Below are 21,362 nucleotides of genomic sequence, written 5' to 3'. Positions count from 1 at the left end.
CGGATGACGGCCGAAGACGACTTCGGTCGCAGGCGTCCGCCCATCAACCGGGCCGCTTCGGGGCCCGGTGGTCTTGCGAACTTGAGAGGAATAGAGAGCATGGCAAAAGTAATCGGCATCGACCTTGGCACGACCAATTCCTGCGTCGCCGTCATGGAAGGTTCGAGCCCCAAGGTCATCGAGAATGCCGAAGGCGCACGGACGACGCCGTCGATCGTGGCCTTCACGGATGATGGCGAACGCCTCGTCGGCCAACCGGCGAAACGCCAGGGCGTAACCAATCCGGAGCGGACCTTCTTCGCGATCAAGCGACTGATCGGCCGCACTTTCGACGATCCGATGACCAAGAAGGACATCGGCCTTGTGCCCTACAAGATCACCAAGGCTCCGAATGGCGACGCCTGGGTCTCGTCGGACAACAAGCCTTATTCGCCGTCACAGATTTCCGCCTTCATTCTGCAGAAGATGAAGGAAACGGCCGAATCCTACCTCGGCCAGACCGTTACCCAGGCGGTCATCACGGTTCCGGCCTATTTCAACGACGCGCAGCGTCAGGCCACCAAGGACGCCGGCAAGATCGCCGGTCTCGAAGTGTTGCGCATCATCAACGAGCCGACGGCGGCAGCGCTTGCCTATGGTCTCGACAAGCGCGCTGCCGGCACGATCGCGGTCTATGACCTCGGCGGCGGCACCTTCGACGTGTCGGTGCTCGAAATCGGCGACGGCGTCTTTGAGGTGAAGTCCACGAACGGGGATACGTTCCTGGGCGGCGAAGACTTCGACAATCGTCTCGTCGAGTATTTTGTCGAGGAGTTCAAGAAGGACAACACGGTCGATCTCCGCAAGGACAAGCTCGCGCTCCAGCGCCTGAAGGAAGCGGCCGAGAAGGCCAAGATCGAGCTTTCCTCCGCGACCCAGACCGACATCAACCTGCCCTACATCACGGCGGACGCCAGCGGCCCGAAGCATCTCGCGCTCAAGTTGACGCGCGCGAAGTTCGAGGCGCTGGTCGACGACCTCATTCAGAAGACCGTCGAGCCCTGCCGCAAGGCGCTGAAGGACGCTGGGCTGTCGGCCGGCGAGATCGACGAAGTGGTGCTGGTCGGCGGCATGACCCGCATGCCGAAGGTCCAGGAGATCGTGAAGCAGTTCTTCGGCAAGGAGCCCCACAAGGGCGTCAACCCGGATGAGGTGGTGGCGATCGGCGCAGCCGTTCAGGCCGGCGTGCTTCAGGGCGACGTCAAGGACGTGTTGCTGCTCGACGTGACCCCGCTCTCGCTCGGCATCGAGACGCTCGGGGGCGTGTTCACACGCCTGATCGATCGCAACACCACGATCCCGACCAAGAAGAGCCAGGTCTTCTCGACCGCCGAAGACAGCCAGACGGCGGTCACCATCCGGGTGTTCCAGGGTGAGCGCGAGATGGCCGCGGACAACAAGGTTCTGGGTCAGTTCGACCTCGTCGGTATTCCGGCGGCGCCGCGCGGTATTCCCCAGATCGAGGTGACCTTCGACATCGACGCGAACGGTATCGTGAACGTGACCGCGAAGGACAAGGCGACCAACAAAGAGCAGCAGATCCGTATCCAGGCCTCGGGCGGCCTCAGCGACGCCGACATCGACAAGATGGTGAAGGACGCTGAACTGCATGCGGCCGACGACAAGAAGCGGCGCGAGCTGATCGATGCCCGGAACCAGGCGGAAGCCATGATCCACTCGACCGAAAAGTCGTTGGCTGAATATGGCGATAAGGTCTCGGCGGCGGACAAGAGCGCGGTCGAAGGTGCCATCGCGGCTTTGCGACCGGCTCTCGAAGGTGAAGATGTCGAAGTCATCAAGGCCCGCACCAACGAGTTGATGCAGGCTTCGATGAAGCTCGGCGAGGCGATGTACAAGGCGCAGGCCTCCGGCGGCGAATCGGCTCCCGCCGCGGAAGAAAATGACGACGTCATTGATGCCGACTTCAAGGAAGTGGGCGGCGAGGACAAGAAGCGCGCGTAAAACGCGAGAGAAAGACAGGTTTTTGAACCGGCGCTCCCGAGCGCCGGTTCACTTGTTTTGGGACAGTCTTCGGTCTGCGACGTCGATGTCTCTCCAGCAATGATCGACGAAGCCGAGCACGTTGCAAAGCACCGAGCCTGGACTTCTCCGATCAGCGATAGGCGCACTCGGCTCAGGAGTAACGTCGCAGGCGGCCGAGCGGATGTGGAACCGTTGCAGACCTGGAACAGGGTGGGCCAGGACTCTGCACCGGCAAGTCCCGGGTCACAAACGCCGCCGATATCTTGGCATTTGTGAAGGCATTGTGGCAGAAGCATTTTCGAATGGGGTGAAGCGGCGCCGTCAGAGCACCCTCGCCGAAGGACAATGAAAGGCCGCAAGGCCGCAGGTGTGACACTGGCCGCTTCAGGCGTCACGTATCGCTCGATGGGATCAGCCGTTCATGGCCAAACGCGACTTCTACGAAACGCTTGGCGTTGCCCGCACCGTCACGGAAGCGGAGCTGAAGGTCGCCTTCCGCAAAGCCGCGATGCAGTATCATCCGGACCGCAACCCTGGCGACAAAACCGCCGAGGTCAAGTTCAAGGAAGTCAACGAAGCCTATCAGATCCTGTCCGATGGCCAGAAGCGGGCTGCCTACGACCGGTTCGGTCATGCCGCTTTCGAGCAGGGTGGCGCGGGCGGCGGCATGAACGATGGCTTCGGAGCCTCGATGTCCGATATCTTCGACGATCTGTTCGGCGACATGATGGGTCGCGGTCGGGCCAACCGCAGCAACGGACGAGAGCGTGGCTCCGATCTTCGCTACAATATGGAGATCACGCTCGAGGACGCCTTCCGGGGCAAGACCGCGACGGTCAAGATTCCAACCTCGATCTCCTGTGAGACCTGCTCCGGCACAGGCGCCAAATCCGGTTCGAAGCCCAAGACCTGCGGGACCTGCGGCGGCCAGGGCCGTGTGCGGGCGCAGCAAGGATTCTTCGCCATCGAGCGCACCTGTCCGACCTGCGGCGGACGGGGCGAGATCATCGAGAACCCCTGTTCGGTCTGCATGGGGTCGGGCCGGGTGACGCGCGATCGCTCGCTCTCGGTGAACGTTCCGGCCGGGGTCGAGGATGGAACCCGGATTCGTCTTTCCGGCGAAGGCGAAGCGGGTGTCCGCGGCGGACCGTCCGGCGACCTCTACATTTTCTTGTCCGTCAAGCCGCACCAGTTCTTTCAGCGTGATGGCGCAGATCTCTACTGTCGCGTGCCGATCTCCATGGTGCAGGCCGCGCTCGGTGGCGAGTTCACCGTTCCGACCGTGGACGGATCGGAAGCCAAGGTGAAAATCCCGGAAGGTACGCAGTCCGGCAAGCAGTTCCGCATCAAGGACAAGGGGATGCCGGTGCTACGTTCGCGCGACGTCGGCGACCTCTATATCCAGACCATGGTGGAGACGCCGCAAAATCTCACGCGACGCCAGCGTGAGCTCCTCGCCGAATTCGAATCCGAATCGACACAGAAGACCTATTCGGAATCGGCGGGGTTTTTCGACAGGATCAAAGATTTCTTCGATAATTTGAGCGGCTGAGCCGCCGAATCAGGGTTGGAAACGGTTCAGGAACTTTCGTTTTGCGTCATCATTCAAGCGCGTCCGACCGTGGTGCGCGCGGCAAATCCAGGCCCCCGGCTGAGCGCCTCGGCGACGAGGCGCGCTTCATTCGCGCGTGGCTCGACAAACCTCTTGTCACCGGGGCGGTCTCGCCCTCTGGCAAAGTCTTGTCGCGCACGATGGCGCGCTGCATCGACCCCAGGCTGGAGGGGCCGGTCATCGAACTCGGGCCGGGCACGGGCCCGGTCACCGAGGCCCTGATCCGTCGCGGCATCGAACAGGAAAGATTGATCCTGGTCGAATTCGACCCTGATTTCTGCAAGCTCCTCGCGCGGCGCTACCCGCGCGCCTGCATCGTCGAGGGAGACGCCTACGATCTTCAAGCATCCCTGGGATCGGTCCTCGGGAGGAACGCTGCGGCGGCGGTGGTTTCAAGCCTGCCTCTTCTCACCAAGCCCGAGCGGCAGCGGCTCGCGCTGCTCGATCAGGCCTTTGGTCTCATGCGGCCCGAGGGGGTTTTCGTCCAATTCACCTATGGGATCGGCTCGCCCGTACCGCGCGTCGACGAGAATTTCGCGCCGACCGGCTTTCGGGCCAGCGTCTCGCCGCCGGTTTGGCTCAACCTGCCGCCCGCGCGGGTTTGGACCTATCGCGCGGGTGACAAGGAGTCGGCGGAGGCGGATGTCCCGTCACGTGACGTCCTGCTGCGCTTGAAAGAGGGCACCGATAAGCTCGGCGAGGAATGGCGCGAGAAGCGGCGGCGCCTGCATGACGTCTTCGTGATCCGGGCCGAAAAGGCGCGCCACGAATTTAAACTTCGGACCGAGAAGCTGAGGGTCGGGATCGAGCGTCACCAATCTTTGCTGGAAGAGAAGCACAGCGGGAAACTCCCCCTGGATCTCCTCGAACGCACCAAAGCGAGCAAGAAGACGCCGCGGTGGTAGAGCCTCCGGCCGAGGAGCGGGACAGTACCGACCTTCGTCTCGACGCACTCGCCTATAAGATGATGGGATCGCTTCTCCTGGTGGCAGGTGGCTTGCTGCTCGGGACGCTTGTGGCTGTTCGGCGGTTCAACCCGGTGATCCGCGACGGCGTCAGGGCCTATGCGGTTCCGGGCACCGATGGTCGGCATGTTCTCGATGCGACGGCCCTAACGGTCCTGGCCTCTTCAGGCGGCGTGCTTTTCGCCCTGGGCCTTGTGGGCTTTATGCTGGCCCGCGCCAAGGTAAGACGCCCGGTCGGCCTTTCCAGGATGCCGCAAGCCGACCCGTCCCCCCGGCCTTTGTGGCGCTCGGTCTTGATCCTTGTGGTCGGACTCGTGGTTCTGGCGGGGGTCGTCTACGCGCGAAGGTCCTGACTCGCCGTCTTCCAGAGCGCGCTCGCTGGGCTCATTCGGCCGGCATGCTCACTGAATCCTGCTCGACGACCGGGAACACCACCTCGACAAGCGTGCCTTCACCGGGTGTGCTTCTGATCGACATGCTGGCGCAATTGGCTTCGACCAGCGCCTTGGTGAGAGGCAAGCCCAATCCGCTGCCACTCCGCTTCGTGCTTGAGACTTGGTGGAACGGCTCCATCGCGCTCTCGATCTCCTGCTCGGTCATGCCCACGCCCGTGTCCCGGATGCGGATCGTGATCGCGTCCGAGGCCGCAAGCGTCGTCGAGACGATGACCTGCCCACCGGGCTCGTTGAATTTCACCGCATTGGACAGGAGATTCGAGACGATCTGCCGAAGGCTGTGCTCGTCGGCGAGGGTCGGCGGAAGCCGGGGTGCCAGGGACAGGCGCATGATGATGCGCTCGCGATGCGCTTGCGTCTGAAGCGCGTTCACGCAGGCCTGAACGATCGAGTTGGCATCGACGGCTTCGAGCCGCAAATCCATGCCGCCCGACTCGATGCGCGAGAGATCGAGCAGATCGTTCACGAGGCTCATGACATGCGTGCCGGAAGCGTGAATGTCCTTGAGATAGTCGAGATAACGGGCGTTGCCGACGGGGCCGAGTCGCTCGTCACGAATGACCTCTGCGAAGCCCAGAATGGCATTGAGGGGGGTGCGGATTTCGTGGCTGACCTTGGCCAGGAATTCGGATTTCAAAGCATTGGCGCGTTCCGCCTCACGCCGTGCCGCATCGAGCCCATTCACGGCGCGCTTGCGACTGGCATCGTCGTTCCAGAACACGCAAAGCCGATCGGGCGCGACACGTCCGAGGCGGACCAGCAAGGGAATCGGTTGGCCGCTCCGGGTTCGCCCCAGGACTTCGTTGCTGACGACATTCGATGTCTCGACAGCCGCCGCCAGGAGGCCATGCCATGACGAATCCTGATTGGGCATCAGGAGGTCGGCCCCGGACGCTCCGACCAATTCCGCCGCGCCGTAGCCGAAGAGTCGTGCAGCCTGCGGGCTCACCTGTCGCAGCTTGCCACTCTCGTCGATGAGCGCAAATCCGTCCGCCGCAAAGGCCAGCGCCGTCGAGCTCCATGGCTCCGCCTCGCTTGGCTCGTTCTCGGAGCGCTCGATGCTCTGCTCGGGCGTTTTTGCGACCAAGTCCGGCACGATCCAGATCCGGGCCGTCGAGCTGCCCAGCTCGACGTGTTCCACCCGAGCCTCGACCCATGTTCCATCGCTGGCCCGGATTCGCCCCTCGGGACCTGGCTCTTCGGCCGCTTGACGAGCTTGGAAGTCGAGCTGTGTGGAAAAGCCGAGACGGGCCAGCAAAGTCGCGTTGGCATGCCGGATTCCTTCCATGTCGAGAAGGAGCGCGGCGGGCAGGACGTCGATCAGGCCAGCCACCTCGGAGGGATCGAGGGTGACGGCGCGGACCGGCGGTGGCGGAGCGGCCGGTTCCGGTAAGTCTTCCTGTGCAGGCGGCGAATGGGCGAACGGCCTTGTCCCGAGAACCTTCCGGATATGTTCGAAGGCATCCTGCTCGTCGGCCGTAAGTTCGCTCGGGAAGACGGACGAAGTGGCCTGGTCCGTCTCGGGCGATTCGGACCAGCGCGGAGGCTCGATGCCCAGCGCTTCGCCTCTGCCGGCAGGCGGCACCTGCGGCGGAAGGGCAGGCCGGAGCTCATGGCCGAAATTGGCCGGCACGGATCCTATCCGCATCGACGGGAAATGGACGATGTTGCTGCTGCCCGCCACGATGGTCGGCATGGCGGCGCGTGAGCCGGCGCCGGGTTGAATGTCCGATGCGGGCGGCTCGGGGACGTGAACCGCATCATCGACCACCAGGGCAACCTCCGGCTCCGTTCCGCCTGGCGCATCGTCATCGTTGGCAGGTTGCACCGGTTCGATCGACGCGATCAGCTCGGGTAGGCTTGCGGGCCGGGTCACGGTCCCATGGACATGGAGCGTGCAGAAGCCGCGCAAGCCGGCCCCGCGACCTCGCTTCGGGGCACATCCGATCTCGACCGGAACGGCATCGCCGGTGACCGAGTGTGGCCAGCTCACCCGCGATGTTTCGATCGAGTGGTGGTCCCGCAACGAGTCATCGAGACGATCCGCGAGATCCGGGGCGAAGGCCCGAATGCGGGTGGGCAGGTGATCGTCGATGCGCAGGGCCGCGTGCCCCATCGCGGACTGGAAGACCGGATCGATCGCCGTCAGACAGCCCGTGGCGTCCGTCTCCCACAACACCCGCAGGATGCGCTGGCGAGAGGAGGGACCCTCCAACTCCCCGGAATGGGTCGGCGGGGCGGCGGTCGCGTCTTCCGGCGGAAGCTCCGGGTCGTGGTCGAGAGCGGAGGCGAATGGATCGTCCCGGCGCGGTTGAGCGAGAGGCGATGCCGGGAATTGCAGGGCCACGAGAGGCCCGGGTCCGAGATCGGCGAGCGCCCGGCATGCGATCGTTTCCCAGACTGCCGGGAAATCACGCGAGAGCCTGAGACGTTCCAGCGTCGGGCCCTGCTCGGGGGATAGGTGACTGAGGCGACGCGCGAACGTGCGTGCAGATGGCCCCGACCCGAACAGAAGATCTGAGATGTCCCGCGCATTCGCGGTCCCGAGGAGATGAACGGCGCCATCGTTCGCCCAAACCACCCGCGCCTCGTGCTGGGCGACGATCACGAGCGGCGTCTCCGTTGGACGCACAGCATCGATCGCGAGGGTCCCGAAGATTTCGGCCAGGACGTTTGCAGCGAGAGGCGCCGTCATGAGTTCGCGTTGCATCCCGCACGCGTTGCCAAGGCTCGATCAGATTGGTGGACCACCATGTCCTCCGCAGCCTGCACCGGTTCCAAACTTAGCTTTTTACGATAGCAGTTTACCTCTCATTAACGCTAGCCGGATGCCGCACTTAGCAACAACTGTGGCGTCTTTGCACCTTATCAGATTGTGCGGCGCGGAAAATTTGTTGCAATGCAGCATTTGGCGACTTATATTGGCATTGCCGCCACAAATGGGGCAGGCTGGGCGTTTATTCGGCGTCGCCGATAGAAAGGCCCCGAGGCTTAGCCGCCTGATAAGGAGAACTGCAGTGACCACCCCATCCTATGAAATTCCGACCGAGATGCGCGACTTCGCCGAAAAAAGCGTCGATCAGGCCCGCAAGGCATTTGAATCCTTCATCGGCGCCGCCCAGAAGGCAATGGGGCAGGCCGACACCGCGACCAACACCGTCCAGGGCAGCGCTCGCGTGATCGGCGACAAGGCCGTGACCTTCGCAGAGCAGAATGTTCGCTCGGCTTTCGACTATGCTTCCAAGGTTGTTCGCGTCACCGATATGCAGGAGCTTATGGCTCTGCAGTCCGACTATGTGAAGAGCCAGATCGCGACGCTCCAGGAGCAGGCCAAGGATTTCGGCAGCACCATGCAGTCGACGATCGCCAGCACCTTCAACAAGTCGTAAGGGGCCGACCGTGGCCGTCTCGCGCCGCGCAGCATCGAGGCGGCCCTCCAAAAGGCCCGTGGATCTTCCAGCTCAAGGGAATAGTCCGATGATGGTCGACAACGACCGACCTGGCGAAGGCGAGGGAGACGCTCATCCCGCCGAGGAGCACGCGGCGCAGACCTCGGAAGCAGTTTCTGAGGCGGGCTCCGAGATCGCATCCCACATGATGGATGTTACGAAAGCCGTCGCCGAGGAGACCGAGGCTGCCAACAGTCAAACCACCGAAATCCTGAAGGCGGCCTCGCAGGACACGTCTGAGGCCGTGGATGCGGCCCGGCAGCATCTCAATGCGATGTGGTCTTCGCTCCCGGGCGGCAACCAAGGTGCGTTGGGGTCGCTGAAGACAGCCGCAGAGTCGTTGGGCAAGGGAGCCGAGGCGAACTCGACGACGACGCTCGAACGCATGGCCGAATTCAACAGCAAAGCCATCGCGGCGTGGCGGGTCAACGCCGAGGCGGCGATCCAACATTGGCGGAACCTCGCTTCGGTCAAGACTCTGTCCGAGGCCATCTCTCTGAATGCCGAGCATGCCCGGCGGCAGATGGACGCTGTCAGGGCCCAGACCACGGAATTGTCGACCCTGGCCACTCGAATTGTCCGCGAAGCGGCCGATCCAATGAAATTTTCCGGCCGTTGATGCGGTCCGAGGCCCGGCGCGGAGGATTGTCGGGGCCGCAATCGAAAACGGTCATTTGTCACGGCGGGCTTTTTTGCTAAGGGGCGACGGTTCCGCGCAACCGAATTGATCATGTCCCTCACAGAAAACGACCCTGTCGCACGGCGACGGACCTTTGCGATTATTTCGCATCCGGACGCCGGCAAGACCACGCTGACCGAAAAGCTCCTATTGTTTGGCGGCGCGATCCAGCTGGCTGGCGAAGTGCGGGCCAAGGCCAACCGGCGTCAGACGCGGTCGGATTGGATGGACATCGAGCGCCAGCGCGGCATCTCGGTGGTCACCTCTGTGATGACCTTCGAACATGCCGGCTGCGTCTTCAACCTCCTCGACACGCCGGGCCACGAAGACTTCTCCGAAGACACCTACCGCACGCTCTCGGCCGTCGACTCGGCCGTGATGGTGATCGATGCCGCACGCGGCATCGAGTCCCGCACCCGAAAGCTCTTCGAGGTGTGCCGGTTGCGCGACATCCCCATCGTCACCTTCATCAACAAGCTCGACCGCGAAACGCGCGATCCCTTCGACCTGCTCGACGAGATCGAAAAGGTGCTGGCGCTCGACACGGCGCCCATGACGTGGCCGATCGGTCGTGGACGCGCCTTCGCGGGCACGTACGATCTTGCGCGCAACATGATCCGCAAGCTCGACTCCGACGTGACCGCACCCATGACGCCGGTCGACGGGCCGCGTGATCCGGTGATTCGGGCGCTGCTGCCGGCGCACGAGGCCGATGCGGCCATCGACGAGCTCGAACTCGCCCGCGACGCCTGCCGCCCCTTCGACGAGCAGGCCTATCTCGAAGGCCATCTGACACCGGTGTTCTTCGGCAGCGCACTGCGGACCTTCGGGGTCGCGGACCTGATCAATGCCTTGGCGACCTTCGCGCCGCCCCCGAAGGGCCTGCAGGCGGAAAGCCGTTTCGTCGAGGCGCACGAGAAGAAGATGAGCGGCTTCGTGTTCAAGATCCAAGCCAATATGGATCCCAATCACCGGGACCGTATTGCCTTCATGCGCGTCTCCTCGGGCCGCCTCACGCGTGGCATGAAGGCCAAGCTCGTGCGCACCGGCAAACCCATGGCGCTCAACGCGCCGCAGTTCTTCTTCGCGCAGGAGCGTGCGCTCGCCGAGGAAGCCTATCCGGGTGACGTCGTCGGCATCCCGAACCACGGAACGCTGCGCATCGGCGACACGCTGACCGAAGGCGAGGATCTCGTATTTCGCGGCGTGCCGAGCTTCGCGCCCGAGATTCTACGGCGCGTGAAGCTGACCGATGCCATGAAGGCCAAGAAACTGCGCGAGGCGCTGCAACAGATGGCCGAGGAAGGCGTGGTCCAGACCTTCGTGCCCTATGATGGGTCGGGCGCCATGGTGGGCGTCGTGGGGGCGCTGCAGCTCGACGTGCTGGCCGAGCGGCTGCAGGCCGAATATGGCCTGCCGGTGTCGTTCGAGCCGAGTCGCTTCGAAATTTGCCGCTGGGTCACCGGGGAAGCCACGGAGCTGAACAAGTTCCTGGCCGCCTATCCGTCCTCGACCGCCTCGGACCTCGACGGGGCGCCCGTGTTCCTTGCGACCTCGGCCTTCACGCTACGCTACGAGCAGGAGCGATGGCCTTCGATAACCTTTTCCGACATCAAAGATTATCAAAGAGCCGCATAAGGTCTATTCTGGCTCAAACCGCTGTTTCGAGCCGGATATTTATAGATGATTAAAATTCTGCCCGTGATCATGTGCGGCGGGTCGGGCACACGGGTGTGGCCTGAGTCGCGCGAAGCCTTGCCGAAACAGTTCATTGCGCTTCTCGGCACGCGGTCGACGTTCCAGATGGCCCTCGACATGCTTCGCGATCGCGATCTGTTCGAGCCGGCGATCGTCATCACCAATCATGACTACCGCTTCCTGGTGGCCGATCAGGTCAAGGAAACCGGGATCGAAGCCGACGTGGTTCTCGAACCCTCGCGCCGCGATTCGGGGCCGGCCGTCGCTGTCGCGGCGGAAATCGCGCTCCGTCGCGGACCCAAGACCGTCGTGGCAGTGTTCGCTGCTGATCACATTATTGAGAACCGGGCCGCCTTCGTGGAATTCTGCCGCGAAGCCGCCTCGGCGGCCGCGGAGGGGTCCATCGTGACCTTCGGCATCACGCCGACCCGCCCCGCGACAGGCTTCGGCTATCTCCGGCCCGGCGCTCCTCTGGGTTACGACAGTGGCGTGCGAAAACTCGAATCTTTCGTCGAGAAGCCCGATGCGGCCACGGCGCAACGCTATCTCGAAGCCGGATATTTGTGGAACTCGGGCAACTTCGTGTTCCGGGCCGACGTCATGCGGGCCGAAATCGAACGCTATGCGCCCGACCTCGCCAAGGGGGCCGAGGGTGCGGTCGCGGGTGCTCAGCGCGACCTCGGGCTGCTCGTGCTCGACGCCGAGGCCTTTGCCCGCATGCCGAAGATCTCGATCGACTATGCCGTGATGGAGCGCACCGACCGGGCCGCCGTCATTGCGGCCGACATGGGCTGGTCGGACATCGGCACCTGGCAGGCCGTGTGGGAGCTTTCGGACCGCGACGCCCAGGGCAATTCCATCCGCGGCTCGGGCGTCGTGCTCGATGGCAACAACGTGCATATTCGATCGGACGAAATGCTGACCGCCGTGGTCGGGCTCGACAATGTCATCGTGGTGACGACCCAGGATGCCGTCCTGGTGCTCAACGCCGACAAGGCCGCCAAGGTGAAGGACCTCGTCGATCAGCTGAAGCGGGAAAAGCGGCCCGAGGCGCTCGAACACCGCCGCTCCTATCGGCCCTGGGGCTATTATCAGAGCATCGATCGCGGGGGCCGCTATCAGGTCAAGCGCATCGTCGTGAAGCCCGGCCAGCGTTTGTCGCTGCAGAAGCACTTCCACCGCGCCGAGCACTGGATCGTGGTGCGCGGCATCGCCGAGGTGACGGTCAACGAGACCATCAAGCTCGTGCACGAGAACGAATCGATCTATCTGCCGATCGGCTGCACGCACCGCATGACCAATCCCGGCAAGATCGACCTGGAATTGATCGAGGTGCAGACCGGCAGCTATCTTGGCGAAGACGACATCATCCGCATCGAGGATGTCTACAACAGGTCCTGACGCCGCTTACGTCTAAACCCGCGCCCGCCGAAGCGCGCTGACGATTCCGGCCGCCAGCGCGAAGACCGCGCCGACAGCCAGCGCGAGACGCGGGGCGGCATCGCCGACGAAGCCGAACAGAAGGGCCGTGATCACGGCCCCGTTCGTTTGGCCGAACAGCCGCGCGGTGGCCTGCATGCCGCCCGCCGCCCCGCTGCGCTCCTTGGGTGCGGAGAGAAGCATGTTGCGATTGTTCGGGGTCTGAAAGAACCCGAACCCGAGACCGCTCAGCATGTTGAACGCGATGAGCGGGGCAATGCCGCCATCAAGCGGCCACACGGCCGCCAGGCCGAGCCCCGCCGCGAGGCATCCAGCGCCAATGGCGCAGAGCGTGGCTGTCGAGACCCGTTCGGAGAGGCGACCTGCGAACGGCGCCGCCACCGCCACCGTGACCGGCCAGGGCGTCATCAGCAGACCCGTCGTGAAGGCGTCGCGACCGAGCCCGTGCTGGAGGTAGAAAGGCAGACCCACGAAGGCGAGCATCTGGGCCGCGAAGGCGCAGACCGAGGCGATCACAGAGAGACGGATCGCCCCGTTGCGCAAGAGATCGAGCGGGATCAGCGGAGCAGCCCGCGGAGCTTCGCGCCGGACCAGTGCCACGAGGCTCACGGCTGCCACGAGAAGGAGGCCCGCGGCCCATATTGGAGCCTCCGTCAGCCGGTCGACCGCGAGAATCAGCGGCGCGAAGAAGAGGGCATTCAGGAGGGCGCTGAGCCCATCGACGTGGCGGCCGCTGCCGGGCGTTTCGGGCAAAGCCCGCGCGGCGGCGAGTACCAGGCAGCCGATCGGGATGTTGACGGCGAACAGCCAGGGCCATGGAGCCACATGCAGGATCGCGGCGCCGAGCGTCGGTCCCGTGGCCGAGGACAGGGCCACCGCCATGGCGTTCCAACCGATCGCCCGCCCGAGCAACCGGTGCGGGTAGGTGTAACGCAGAAGCGCCGCCAGCAGGGCCATGGTGGCGGCCCCGCCAAACCCCTGCAGGACGCGAGCCGCGACCAGGACGGGCAGGTTGGGCGCGACGGCGCAGAGGGCGGAGGCCAGCGTGAACAGGGACACCCCGGCAATGAACACCCGACGATAGCCGATGCTTTCACCGAGCGCCGCAAAGGGCAGCAACGAGACCACGAGCGCCAGTTGGTATCCCGACACGATCCAGATCGAGGCCGCGGGCGAGACGTCGAGGGCACCCGCCATGGTGGGAAGCGCCACGTTGACGATCGAGCCGTCGAGCACGGCCAGCACGATGGCCGCGAGCAGGGCGAAGACCGCAATGATCCGGCGTGGCGTCGGCAGGCCGTCGGGATCGGGAGATTCGGAAGGAGCGGACACGTGGCAGGCGATCGCGTGGGTTGCAGCGCGGTCTAACAGGCGGATCGAGGCCTGTCCCCTGCCGTCATGCCGCGAGACCGACGGAAGGCAGCACCGTGTCCCGTAGAGCCGCGAAACGTTGGGTGCAATCGCCCCGGAAGCTGTCTTGGCCCGTATGGGTCAGCTTGCTCTCAAGATCGAGCCAGATCTCGCCTCCGAGCGCACGCCAACGGCGGCAGAACGAATAATCTTCGCTGAGGTAGAAACCGGTCGCGGGGTCGATGATGCTGTCGAACAGCGCGTAAAGATGGTCTGCGGGCGCCCGATCGTCGGCGGCGTCGTGGACGGCGCGGAACTTGAGCTCTGGATGAGCCGCGATCATGCGCTCGAAGACGTTGCGCCTAATCAGCTGAAAGCCGGTGCCGGCGAAATCGGCGGTCGCGAACCCGCCTTCCAGTTTTAGATCCGACCCGCTGGACACTTGGCCGACATAGGAAAGGCCCGCGCGATCGAGCGCCTCGCCGGCCAGGACGCGTCCCGGAACCTGACCCCAGTCGGTTCGCTTCAGGGGGTAGAAGGCGGCGGCGAAATCACGGTCGGCCGCAAGCAGCCGGTGGAACTGCTCGGGTTCGAACGAGATGTCGGCATCGATGAACAGGAGATGGGTGGCGTCGGGTCTCATCAAGAAATGTGAAACCAGAAGTGCTCGGGCGCGGCTGATCAGGGAATCGCCGCCTAGCATGAGCATGTCGATCCCGAGGCCGGCTTTCTCCAGATTGCTGGTGAGGCGCATCACCGAGATCATGAAGCTCTGGGTCACCAAGCCCCCGAAGCAGGGTGTGGCGACGACGATATTGGGGCGCGTCATGGCTGTTCCGGACGATCGAGACCGACCCAGCATGACGGGGGCGCCTTACCCCAAGCTGTGGTGACCGCGACCCTGGTGGGCAGAATGCAGCCTTCCCGATGGACAGGCGGCGGCCTTTACGGAACAATCATGATGTTTCGATCGGGGAAGAATTTGATGAGTGCCTCCGCCAACAGCATTGCGGCGACGATCCTGATGTTGGCTGCGGCCGGCGCCGCCAGGGCCGAGACCCAGGTCGAGCGCGGCCGATATCTCGTTTCCATCATGGATTGCGGCGGATGTCACACGACCGGGGAACTCGGCGGGCATCCGGAGCCGGGGCATACGCTGGCCGGCGCCAAGATCGGTTGGGCGATCCCGGGCGTCGGGATCGTGACGCCGCCGAATCTCACGGGAGACGTGGCCACCGGGCTCGGCAACTGGACGAGCGACGACATCGTCAAGCTCTTGCGCACCGGCGTTCGCCCCGATGGCCGCGAAATTGTCGGCCCCATGGGATGGCGGGCCTATGCTCAGATGACCGACCCCGACATCCGGGCTGTCGCGGCTTACCTCAAAAGCCTGCCGCCGGTTGTTCATGCCGTGCCGGGCCCGACCCCGATCGCGGATTTCAAGGGAGCTTATTTCACGGTTGCGCACCCCTGAACGCGTGCCGTCTCGCGATCTGCGATGGAGACGAGGGCGTCAGATGTGTCGGATTCGGGTGCGACGATGCGTTGTGTCATTGCTTTAGGATCGATCCATCCGCTATCTCGACCCATCCGAGAGTTCGGCCTCGATCAGTTCGATCAAATTCATGTTTGGCATCAGAAAGAAGGCGATGCGCCGGCCCGCGAAGGCGACGGCCGGCACGGGAGCAACGGTCAGTTTGCACCCGGCGGCGCCCAAGGCCGCCAGGAGATCGTTCATCGAAGGAGTCTCGAACGCGTGATGGTAGAGTTTCACGCCCCGATCAATCATCCCATTGATCGGCGATTCAGGCCCCGAAGGCATCAAGAGTTCCAGGCGAGGGCCCGGACCGATGAGGAAGCGGCCTCGAACGCCTTGGATAGGGTCCTCGAAATCGCTGCCTTCCTGTCGATACCCGAGGCTTATCCATGATTGCGTTTCCCGATCGATTGATCGGCAAGCCAGGCCAAGATGATGAAAGCGGCACGCGAAGGAGGCAAATAGGTCATCCTCTTTCATGAGGTGCTCCAGCGAGTCGTCGTGAGAGCATTTCGAGACGCGGAGCGATCTTGATCCAGATCGGATGTGTCACACGGTGTTCGACGGCATCGACCAACTCGCCTGTCGCCGTAGTCCAGTCGTGCAGGATACGGGCTCTCGGAACCCCGCAGGAATCATGAAACGAGACGACGGCCTGATTGGCGAGGTTGGTTAACGAATAGAGGCTGGTGAGGCCGATGACGTCAAATGCGACCTTGAACATGAGAAACACCGATTCGACCGCAGCCGGCGTGTCTTGGGCGAGAATCCAACGGCCCCACTCGGCCGCGTCTGTGTTCGGGTCGTAGTCATAGATGGCGATCGTTCCCACGGGTCGTTCCGTGAGGCCGTCCGTGACCATGAAATACCAGTCGCCCGAGCGCGCCTCGTATCGTTCTTGCCATGCAATCTGGTCATCAAGCTTGCCCGAGGTTGGGCCGATATACCTATTCAGGAGAGGGTTGCTGCGGAGCCCAAGGATATAGCGAGCATCGGCGCGGGTGACAGGACGCAGCCCGAAGCGCGCGCCTTTGATGCTGAAATCATGCAGCACGTTTCGCCTCGGCTAGCCTGACGATATCGTCGAAGTTCTTGATTTCAGCGATGTCATCCTCGTCGAACCGGACATTCAGAGCATCTTCAAGAGCGAAGATGATCTCGATGTGCTTGAGCGAATCCCAGCGCGGCTCGTGATCGCGGCTGATCGCATCCGCGGGGACAACGGGCCGCTGCAAGACAAGAGCCAGGATGTCGGCGATTTTACCTTCGAGAGTTGCGTCAGCCAACTATGCTCTCCATTGCAGAGCCACGGGGGCTTCATTTACGAGACGATCAGCAACAGTCTGATCCCAAGCCATTTCAATCGTTCCGTGCTCTGCATCACAAGTAGATCCTGTGTAACTCGAGAGCCAGGTGATAGCCGGTTGATTCCGCGGCCCGACACGGTACCTAAATCGCACGCTCTTGGCATTGAATTCGGCCATAGAATACCGAAGCGCTTCAGTGATCATGACGCTCTCAAGAAATCGTCCGAGTGACCGGCAGGAAAGGCACAATTCCTCCACCACGACGCAGTCATGGTCTCGGCGCACCAGCAGCGAGCCGACGGAGCCGGAATCTGCGAGCCGATCGCGAAGATAGATCATGACGGCTCGACGTTCTGGATCGTCCAGGTACAGGGAAATATCGGCAGCCGAAGGTCGTAACAACGCGATATTGAATTGATTGGTTTTCACGCTCATATCGTAAAAACGTTGAAGCTCGTCTCTTGGATTCGACGTGAAGCCGATCTCGACACCCAATGACCTGATGTAGCTGTTCTTATCGAGGGATTCACCGGCCGCAGCCTGGCGCTGCTTGTTCGCCTGGATATCTGCGACACGTAGGAGGTCTGTCCGCGTTTCTGTCGATGGCCACAAGCTGGGAAATCGGCGGAGCGAGCGCACCGTGTCCTCGGGCGAATGCCCCGCAAACAGGAGCTTCACGTCAGGTAGGTCCCGCGCCATGGAGGTCAGTTCGCCGAGGTTGTCATCCAGGAGCAAGACAGCGTCGGTCGCAATCTGCAGTTCGGCCGCGGCCTTGCTGATGCCGTCCGCCTTGCCGGCCCAAGAGACCTGCCAACTCGCAATGTGGTCGGCGTGAATGGGAAAGTCTCCGCGTTCGCGGAAGAGCTCCGTCACATCGTCGGCCTCGTTGCGAGAAACCACGATGAGGAGCACGCCCTTGCTGGCCAGTTCGGCCAGGAGAGTGTGAAGCTTGTGATGTGCTTCGGTCAATACGACGCCATGAGGCCCGTCTTCCGCAAGCACCCCTTGGTAGAGCGTGTTATCCAGGTCGACTGCGACGGCTTTGATCGGGGCCGCGATGAGCGATGGGATGAGGCTCAAGCCGAGCTCCCTTGCCGCACCGAGACACGCGGCGTCGGAGTAGCGGGTGCCGGTCAGTGAACTGCGGCGATCGTCGAAGAAACTTGCAGACAATTCCGATGCGAGCGAACTCACTCGAAGGATCGCTGTTCCGGGCGTTGCCGCAGACCAAGCGGACAGGGCTGCGTTCAGATCGCGTGCCCGTGCGTCGGACGTCGGAAGATCTGCAACGATGAACGGCGCTCGTGTGGCCTCCCGCAGGGCCGCTAGCCTGTCGAAAATCCACATATGCAGTTCGTGATCCGACAGGCGCGCGTAACGATCGAAATCCAGCCAGACGATGCCGAGATCAGAGGTTACGTTTGTCACTTGGAAGGAGTCGTCATACTCTCCAATGTCGAGGCACGCGTCGAATTGCGCATAGGTTAAAAAAAGCTTTAGTGCTGTCGCGACCTGCTCGAAGCCATGATTTCGGTAGATGTGAATCCTCAGACTGCGTCTCGCTTGGCTCTGTTCGAGCTTGAGGAGGTTATAGCGGCTGAGCTTTTCGGCGAATATGGTTTGCTGCCAATCCAGCAGGTCGAGAGAGGACATGACGCGACCATTCCTATCTTCGAGCGAGAACGATCTCTTGAGTTCCGTGCACATGCGCCGGCCAGTTCCGGCTTTGATCACTCACTTCGGGGTCATTTCTGCCCTGGGTGGCAGACATAACGCGCCGGAAGACGATCACTGGTTGCGCGACATGGAGGGTGGAGAACATTCAGCGGCCGATCTCAACTTTAAGACGAACGAACGGGCACTTCGCGGCTTGGCGGTGAACTTTGGTCGCGGCAAGATATGGGTGATGAAGGGTTAACTTATTGTGGTGATACGCGCCCGCCGACCATTCTTCGGTGTGTGGCCGAAGCAAGCTCCGATAATGTGACGAACCGCCTGCCGTTCCGTTCCACCCATTCGATGATGTCGGTCAAGAACGATGCCGAGCCACGCCCCTGGTATCGTCTTTCGACGGCCTGCGCTCGGCTCAGCGTCGTGATGAATGGTTTGTTGTCGGCATAGAAAGCCGCGCTATTCGCATTCATGGCCCACATGAAGGGATGAAAATTAAGGATTTTCAGTCCGGGGCTCGCAAAGGCCGTGGCGTGGTGCTGGAAGTCCCAATCGAGGCCGCTGGTCCAATGCACATCGTCCTCGAAAAAGACCGGCAATCGCAGCACGCCGTTCCAATGTCTCAAACCCTGCAGGTTTCCTTGCAGGTGGCAGCAGAGATTACTGTCGACCGTGATGCCGCGGCGCGCAACCGCCATCGCGACGTGGGAATTATCGAAAAACGCGTGACATCGCAGGGCGATGGGATCGGGCACGAGGTCGAACACATGATCGAGGATGCCATCGATCGTGTCTCCATGCGTGGTCCCGGCAAGGAAGTTCGGGTGGATTCCGAGGTCGACCAAGCCGGCTTGGGCCAATCGCTCCAGAACGGCCGACCGGTGCGTGACGAAGAGGGTCGGCTTTATCCCTCTAGCTGCCGCCGCCTCGACATAGCTCTCGATGCAATCGTCCGAAGCCCAGTCGACATCACCCGTGAGAACGAAACCGTCCGAGGGATCCGTCTGCATTGCGTTCTCCCCAATCAGATCCGGGAGTATCGCGAACTGAACCGAGCGTAAACACTTTCAACGACCCGATGTTGATGAACCGCTTAATGTGGCTCGGCCATCGAGCGTAGGTTTCCCGCGAGCGTGGTGAGGCTGGTTTCGCCCTTCTTCAACACTTGTTTGGCGCCTTCGAGGCGCTTGCGGTCGTCACGCGTCAGGTCGCGGGCGGTGAGCACGATCACCGGGACCTGGGCACAACCGGGCGTGTCCCTCAGCTTGTGCAGAAACGCGAAGCCGTCCATCACCGGCATGGTGAGATCGAGCAGGATCACGCGCGGGACCGCATGGGCCACGAGGTCCAGGGCCTCCTGCCCGTTGCCAGCCTCGGCGACGGTCCAGCGGTCCTTTTCCAGCACCTTGCGGATGCGCTGGCGGGTGTCGGTATCATCGTCGACGATCAGGACATCGCCCTCGGCATGTCGGAAGCGGTCCATCACTTCCCGGAAGCGCTCCCATCGCACGGGCTTCTGGACGTAATCGGCGGCCCCCAGCGCATTGGCGAGGCCGCGCTCGCTCACGAACGTGACCATCACGACCGGGATCGCGGCGAGGTCGGGATCGGCTTTCAATGTGGCCAGGACGGTCCAGCCGTCCACCCCTGGCATCATCACATCGAGCAGGATCGCGCGCGGTTTGAGGGCGCGCGCCAGGTCCAGCCCTTCGCTGCCATTGGTGGCGACATGCGCCGCGAACCCCTCGCGCTCCAGGAAGCGGCTCATCAATTCGCGCTGGGCAGGGTCGTCGTCGATGACGAGAACGATCTCACGACCGGCGTTGGGCGCACGATTGGATATTCCGGCGTCGCCTTGGGGACCAGCCTCCTGATCGTCCGAGGCTTCGGGCAGATGCACCGGCAGCGTGACCGTGAACGTGCTGCCGGTCCCGTGCCGACTGTCCACACTCACCGTGCCGCCCAGCATGTCCGCGAAGGCCTTGGTGATGGACAGGCCCAGGCCTGTTCCGCCGAACTTGCGGGTGGTCGAGGCATCGGCCTGCCGGAAACGCTGGAACAATTGCGCTAATTGGTCGGCCGTCATGCCGATGCCCGTGTCCTCGACCTCGAACACCAGCGTCGCCTTTGGTCCATTGCCCCCCTCGCGCCGGGCCATCAACGTCACGGTGCCGGCGTTCGTGAATTTTGCCGCGTTGCTCAAAAGATTGAGAAGGACTTGGCGCACCTTGGTGATGTCCGAGTGCATGGTGCCGAGATCGTCGCCCAGCTGGAGTTTAAGGGTGTTGTTGTTCTTGGCGAAAAGCGCTTCGACGGTGACCCCCACGTCCTTCACGGTCGAGGCCACGTCAAACGACTCGGCGAACACCTCCATTCGCCCGCTCTCGATCTTCGAGAGGTCAAGCACGTCATTGATCAGGCCGAGCAGATGGCGGGCGTTTCCCTCGATCTTGCGCATGTCCTCCAGAAGTTCGGTGGCGTCGGTGCCGTCTTCGATCTCCTCCAGTAGCATCTCGCTGTAGCCGATGATGGCGGATAACGGCGTCCGCAACTCATGGCTCATGTTGGCGATGAAGGTCGACTTCGCGAGATTGGCCTCCTCGGCGGCTTCCTTCGCGCTGGCAAGCGCGCGTTCGCTCAGCACCTGATTGGTGATGTCCTGACAGGCGCAGAACAAACCCGCGATGTCCCCGCCGTTGTCATGCACGGGCGTGTACGAGAAGGCGAAGTGCGACTCCTCCATCCGGCCTCGGCGGTTGACCAGCAAGGTGATGTGATCCATCTGCACCGACGCACCGCCGAAGACCTGCTCGACCAGCGGCTGCAGGTCGTCACGGGCTTCACGCCACACATCGAGAAAGTCCTGGCCCAGCGCCGCCGGATGCTTGATCCCGAGAATCACGCGATAGGCATCGTTGTAGAGCAGGGTCCGCTTGGCGCCCCAAAGAAGAAACATCGGCTGGTTCGACGACAGCATCACGCTCATCAGCGTCTTGCATGGCTGCGGCCAGTCGGAAGCGCGTCCGATCGGCGTCGCGGCCCAATCGAAGGCGCGGATCAAGGCACCGGTCTCGCCGCCGCCGGACAGAAAAGCGGGCGTCTTGCTTTGCAGCATCACATCTACCCCCTGGCCCCCTCAACGGCCCTTCCAATGTTGGAGCAACGGTCAGCGCAAGC

General features: G+C 62.8%; 18 protein-coding genes. 9 read left to right on the top strand and 9 right to left on the bottom strand.

The genetic code is table 11. The features are described from left to right. Nucleotides 1-99 precede the first annotated feature (99 nt). From dnaK to M8523_RS16140, 4 genes are all read left to right on the top strand, one after another. Entirely contained in the window at nt 100-2,001 is a 1,902-nt protein-coding gene (gene dnaK / locus M8523_RS16155) for a molecular chaperone DnaK (protein ID WP_282585919.1), read from the top strand. A 442-nt stretch (nt 2,002-2,443) separates the two neighbouring features. Then, nucleotides 2,444-3,574, top strand: coding sequence for a molecular chaperone DnaJ (dnaJ, locus tag M8523_RS16150; protein WP_282585918.1), 1,131 nt, complete (start codon nt 2,444-2,446; stop codon nt 3,572-3,574). Nucleotides 3,575-3,615: 41 nt separating this feature from the next. Further along, nucleotides 3,616-4,539 (top strand): class I SAM-dependent methyltransferase, encoded by a 924-nt coding sequence (locus M8523_RS16145; RefSeq protein ID WP_282585917.1) that lies wholly within the window; start codon nt 3,616-3,618, stop codon nt 4,537-4,539. Then, a complete protein-coding gene (locus M8523_RS16140) occupies nt 4,533-4,952 on the top strand; it encodes a hypothetical protein (protein WP_282585916.1) in 420 nt (139 codons plus the stop codon). Before M8523_RS16145 ends, M8523_RS16140 begins: the two co-directional genes overlap by 7 nt. Before the next feature lie 31 nt (nt 4,953-4,983). Here the strand turns inward: M8523_RS16140 and M8523_RS16135 are convergent, their stop codons facing one another. Beyond that, nucleotides 4,984-7,749: a sensor histidine kinase gene (locus M8523_RS16135; protein WP_282585915.1), complete on the bottom strand. Its 2,766-nt coding sequence runs from the start codon at nt 7,747-7,749 to the stop codon at nt 4,984-4,986. 322 nt (nt 7,750-8,071) lie between these two features. On the opposite strand from M8523_RS16135, the gene M8523_RS16130 reads away from it, so the two are divergent. The 4 genes from M8523_RS16130 (at nt 8,072) to M8523_RS16115 (ending at nt 12,281) form a co-directional block, all read left to right on the top strand. Then, complete coding sequence (locus tag M8523_RS16130; RefSeq protein WP_282585914.1) at nt 8,072-8,443, top strand: phasin; 372 nt, start codon at nt 8,072-8,074, stop codon at nt 8,441-8,443. 88 nt (nt 8,444-8,531) lie between these two features. Further along, the gene (locus M8523_RS16125; RefSeq protein ID WP_282585913.1) at nt 8,532-9,122 is read left to right on the top strand and encodes a phasin family protein; all 591 of its coding nucleotides are present in this window, start codon (nt 8,532-8,534) and stop codon (nt 9,120-9,122) included. 111 nt (nt 9,123-9,233) lie between these two features. After that, nucleotides 9,234-10,820, top strand: coding sequence for a peptide chain release factor 3 (locus M8523_RS16120; protein ID WP_282585912.1), 1,587 nt, complete (start codon nt 9,234-9,236; stop codon nt 10,818-10,820). 45 nt (nt 10,821-10,865) lie between these two features. Continuing rightward, complete coding sequence (locus M8523_RS16115; RefSeq protein ID WP_282585911.1) at nt 10,866-12,281, top strand: mannose-1-phosphate guanylyltransferase/mannose-6-phosphate isomerase; 1,416 nt, start codon at nt 10,866-10,868, stop codon at nt 12,279-12,281. Nucleotides 12,282-12,293: 12 nt separating this feature from the next. Here the strand turns inward: M8523_RS16115 and M8523_RS16110 are convergent, their stop codons facing one another. Together M8523_RS16110 and M8523_RS16105 are read right to left on the bottom strand one after the other, a co-directional pair. After that, complete coding sequence (locus tag M8523_RS16110; protein ID WP_282585910.1) at nt 12,294-13,652, bottom strand: MFS transporter; 1,359 nt, start codon at nt 13,650-13,652, stop codon at nt 12,294-12,296. Nucleotides 13,653-13,716: 64 nt separating this feature from the next. After that, complete coding sequence (locus tag M8523_RS16105; protein ID WP_282585909.1) at nt 13,717-14,499, bottom strand: hypothetical protein; 783 nt, start codon at nt 14,497-14,499, stop codon at nt 13,717-13,719. 156 nt (nt 14,500-14,655) lie between these two features. On the opposite strand from M8523_RS16105, the gene M8523_RS16100 reads away from it, so the two are divergent. Beyond that, nucleotides 14,656-15,144, top strand: a complete 489-nt coding sequence (locus tag M8523_RS16100; RefSeq protein WP_282585908.1) for a c-type cytochrome — start codon at nt 14,656-14,658, stop codon at nt 15,142-15,144. Nucleotides 15,145-15,246: 102 nt separating this feature from the next. Here M8523_RS16100 and M8523_RS16095 read toward each other — a convergent pair whose 3' ends face one another. The 6 genes from M8523_RS16095 to M8523_RS16070 form a co-directional block, all read right to left on the bottom strand. After that, a complete protein-coding gene (locus tag M8523_RS16095) occupies nt 15,247-15,687 on the bottom strand; it encodes a VOC family protein (RefSeq protein ID WP_282585907.1) in 441 nt (146 codons plus the stop codon). After that, nucleotides 15,674-16,261, bottom strand: a complete 588-nt coding sequence (locus tag M8523_RS16090; RefSeq protein WP_282585906.1) for a GNAT family N-acetyltransferase — start codon at nt 16,259-16,261, stop codon at nt 15,674-15,676. The genes M8523_RS16095 and M8523_RS16090 overlap by 14 nt, the downstream gene beginning before the upstream one ends. Next, nucleotides 16,251-16,493: an acyl carrier protein gene (locus tag M8523_RS16085; RefSeq protein ID WP_282585905.1), complete on the bottom strand. Its 243-nt coding sequence runs from the start codon at nt 16,491-16,493 to the stop codon at nt 16,251-16,253. The genes M8523_RS16090 and M8523_RS16085 overlap by 11 nt, the downstream gene beginning before the upstream one ends. Next, a complete protein-coding gene (locus M8523_RS16080; RefSeq protein ID WP_282585904.1) occupies nt 16,494-18,167 on the bottom strand; it encodes an HAD-IIIC family phosphatase in 1,674 nt (557 codons plus the stop codon). 266 nt (nt 18,168-18,433) lie between these two features. Then, the gene (locus M8523_RS16075) at nt 18,434-19,195 is read right to left on the bottom strand and encodes a polysaccharide deacetylase WbmS family protein (RefSeq protein WP_282585903.1); all 762 of its coding nucleotides are present in this window, start codon (nt 19,193-19,195) and stop codon (nt 18,434-18,436) included. An 83-nt stretch (nt 19,196-19,278) separates the two neighbouring features. Further along, nucleotides 19,279-21,300 (bottom strand): response regulator, encoded by a 2,022-nt coding sequence (locus M8523_RS16070; protein ID WP_282585902.1) that lies wholly within the window; start codon nt 21,298-21,300, stop codon nt 19,279-19,281. Nucleotides 21,301-21,362: the final 62 nt, after the last annotated feature.

The sequence above is a fragment of the Lichenifustis flavocetrariae genome (assembly GCF_026130545.1).
Classification (GTDB): Bacteria; Pseudomonadota; Alphaproteobacteria; order Rhizobiales; family Beijerinckiaceae; genus Lichenihabitans; species Lichenihabitans flavocetrariae.
Note: the sequence above shows the minus strand (reverse complement) of the source record. Positions and strands in the feature narration are given on the sequence as shown.

Bases quoted from the DNA above. Each gene is read 5' to 3' on its own strand.
- dnaJ (WP_282585918.1), top strand. From the start codon at position 2,444: ATGGCCAAACGCGACTTCTACGAAACGCTTGGCGTTGCCCGCACCGTC.
- M8523_RS16125 (WP_282585913.1), top strand. From the start codon at position 8,532: ATGATGGTCGACAACGACCGACCTGGCGAAGGCGAGGGAGACGCTCAT.
- M8523_RS16135 (WP_282585915.1), bottom strand. From the start codon at position 7,749: ATGACGGCGCCTCTCGCTGCAAACGTCCTGGCCGAAATCTTCGGGACC.
- M8523_RS16115 (WP_282585911.1), top strand. From the start codon at position 10,866: ATGATTAAAATTCTGCCCGTGATCATGTGCGGCGGGTCGGGCACACGG.
- M8523_RS16075 (WP_282585903.1), bottom strand. From the start codon at position 19,195: ATGCAGACGGATCCCTCGGACGGTTTCGTTCTCACGGGTGATGTCGAC.
- M8523_RS16080 (WP_282585904.1), bottom strand. From the start codon at position 18,167: ATGTCCTCTCTCGACCTGCTGGATTGGCAGCAAACCATATTCGCCGAA.
- M8523_RS16105 (WP_282585909.1), bottom strand. From the start codon at position 14,499: ATGACGCGCCCCAATATCGTCGTCGCCACACCCTGCTTCGGGGGCTTG.
- M8523_RS16095 (WP_282585907.1), bottom strand. From the start codon at position 15,687: ATGAAAGAGGATGACCTATTTGCCTCCTTCGCGTGCCGCTTTCATCAT.
- M8523_RS16070 (WP_282585902.1), bottom strand. From the start codon at position 21,300: ATGCTGCAAAGCAAGACGCCCGCTTTTCTGTCCGGCGGCGGCGAGACC.
- dnaK (WP_282585919.1), top strand. From the start codon at position 100: ATGGCAAAAGTAATCGGCATCGACCTTGGCACGACCAATTCCTGCGTC.
- M8523_RS16120 (WP_282585912.1), top strand. From the start codon at position 9,234: ATGTCCCTCACAGAAAACGACCCTGTCGCACGGCGACGGACCTTTGCG.
- M8523_RS16100 (WP_282585908.1), top strand. From the start codon at position 14,656: ATGAGTGCCTCCGCCAACAGCATTGCGGCGACGATCCTGATGTTGGCT.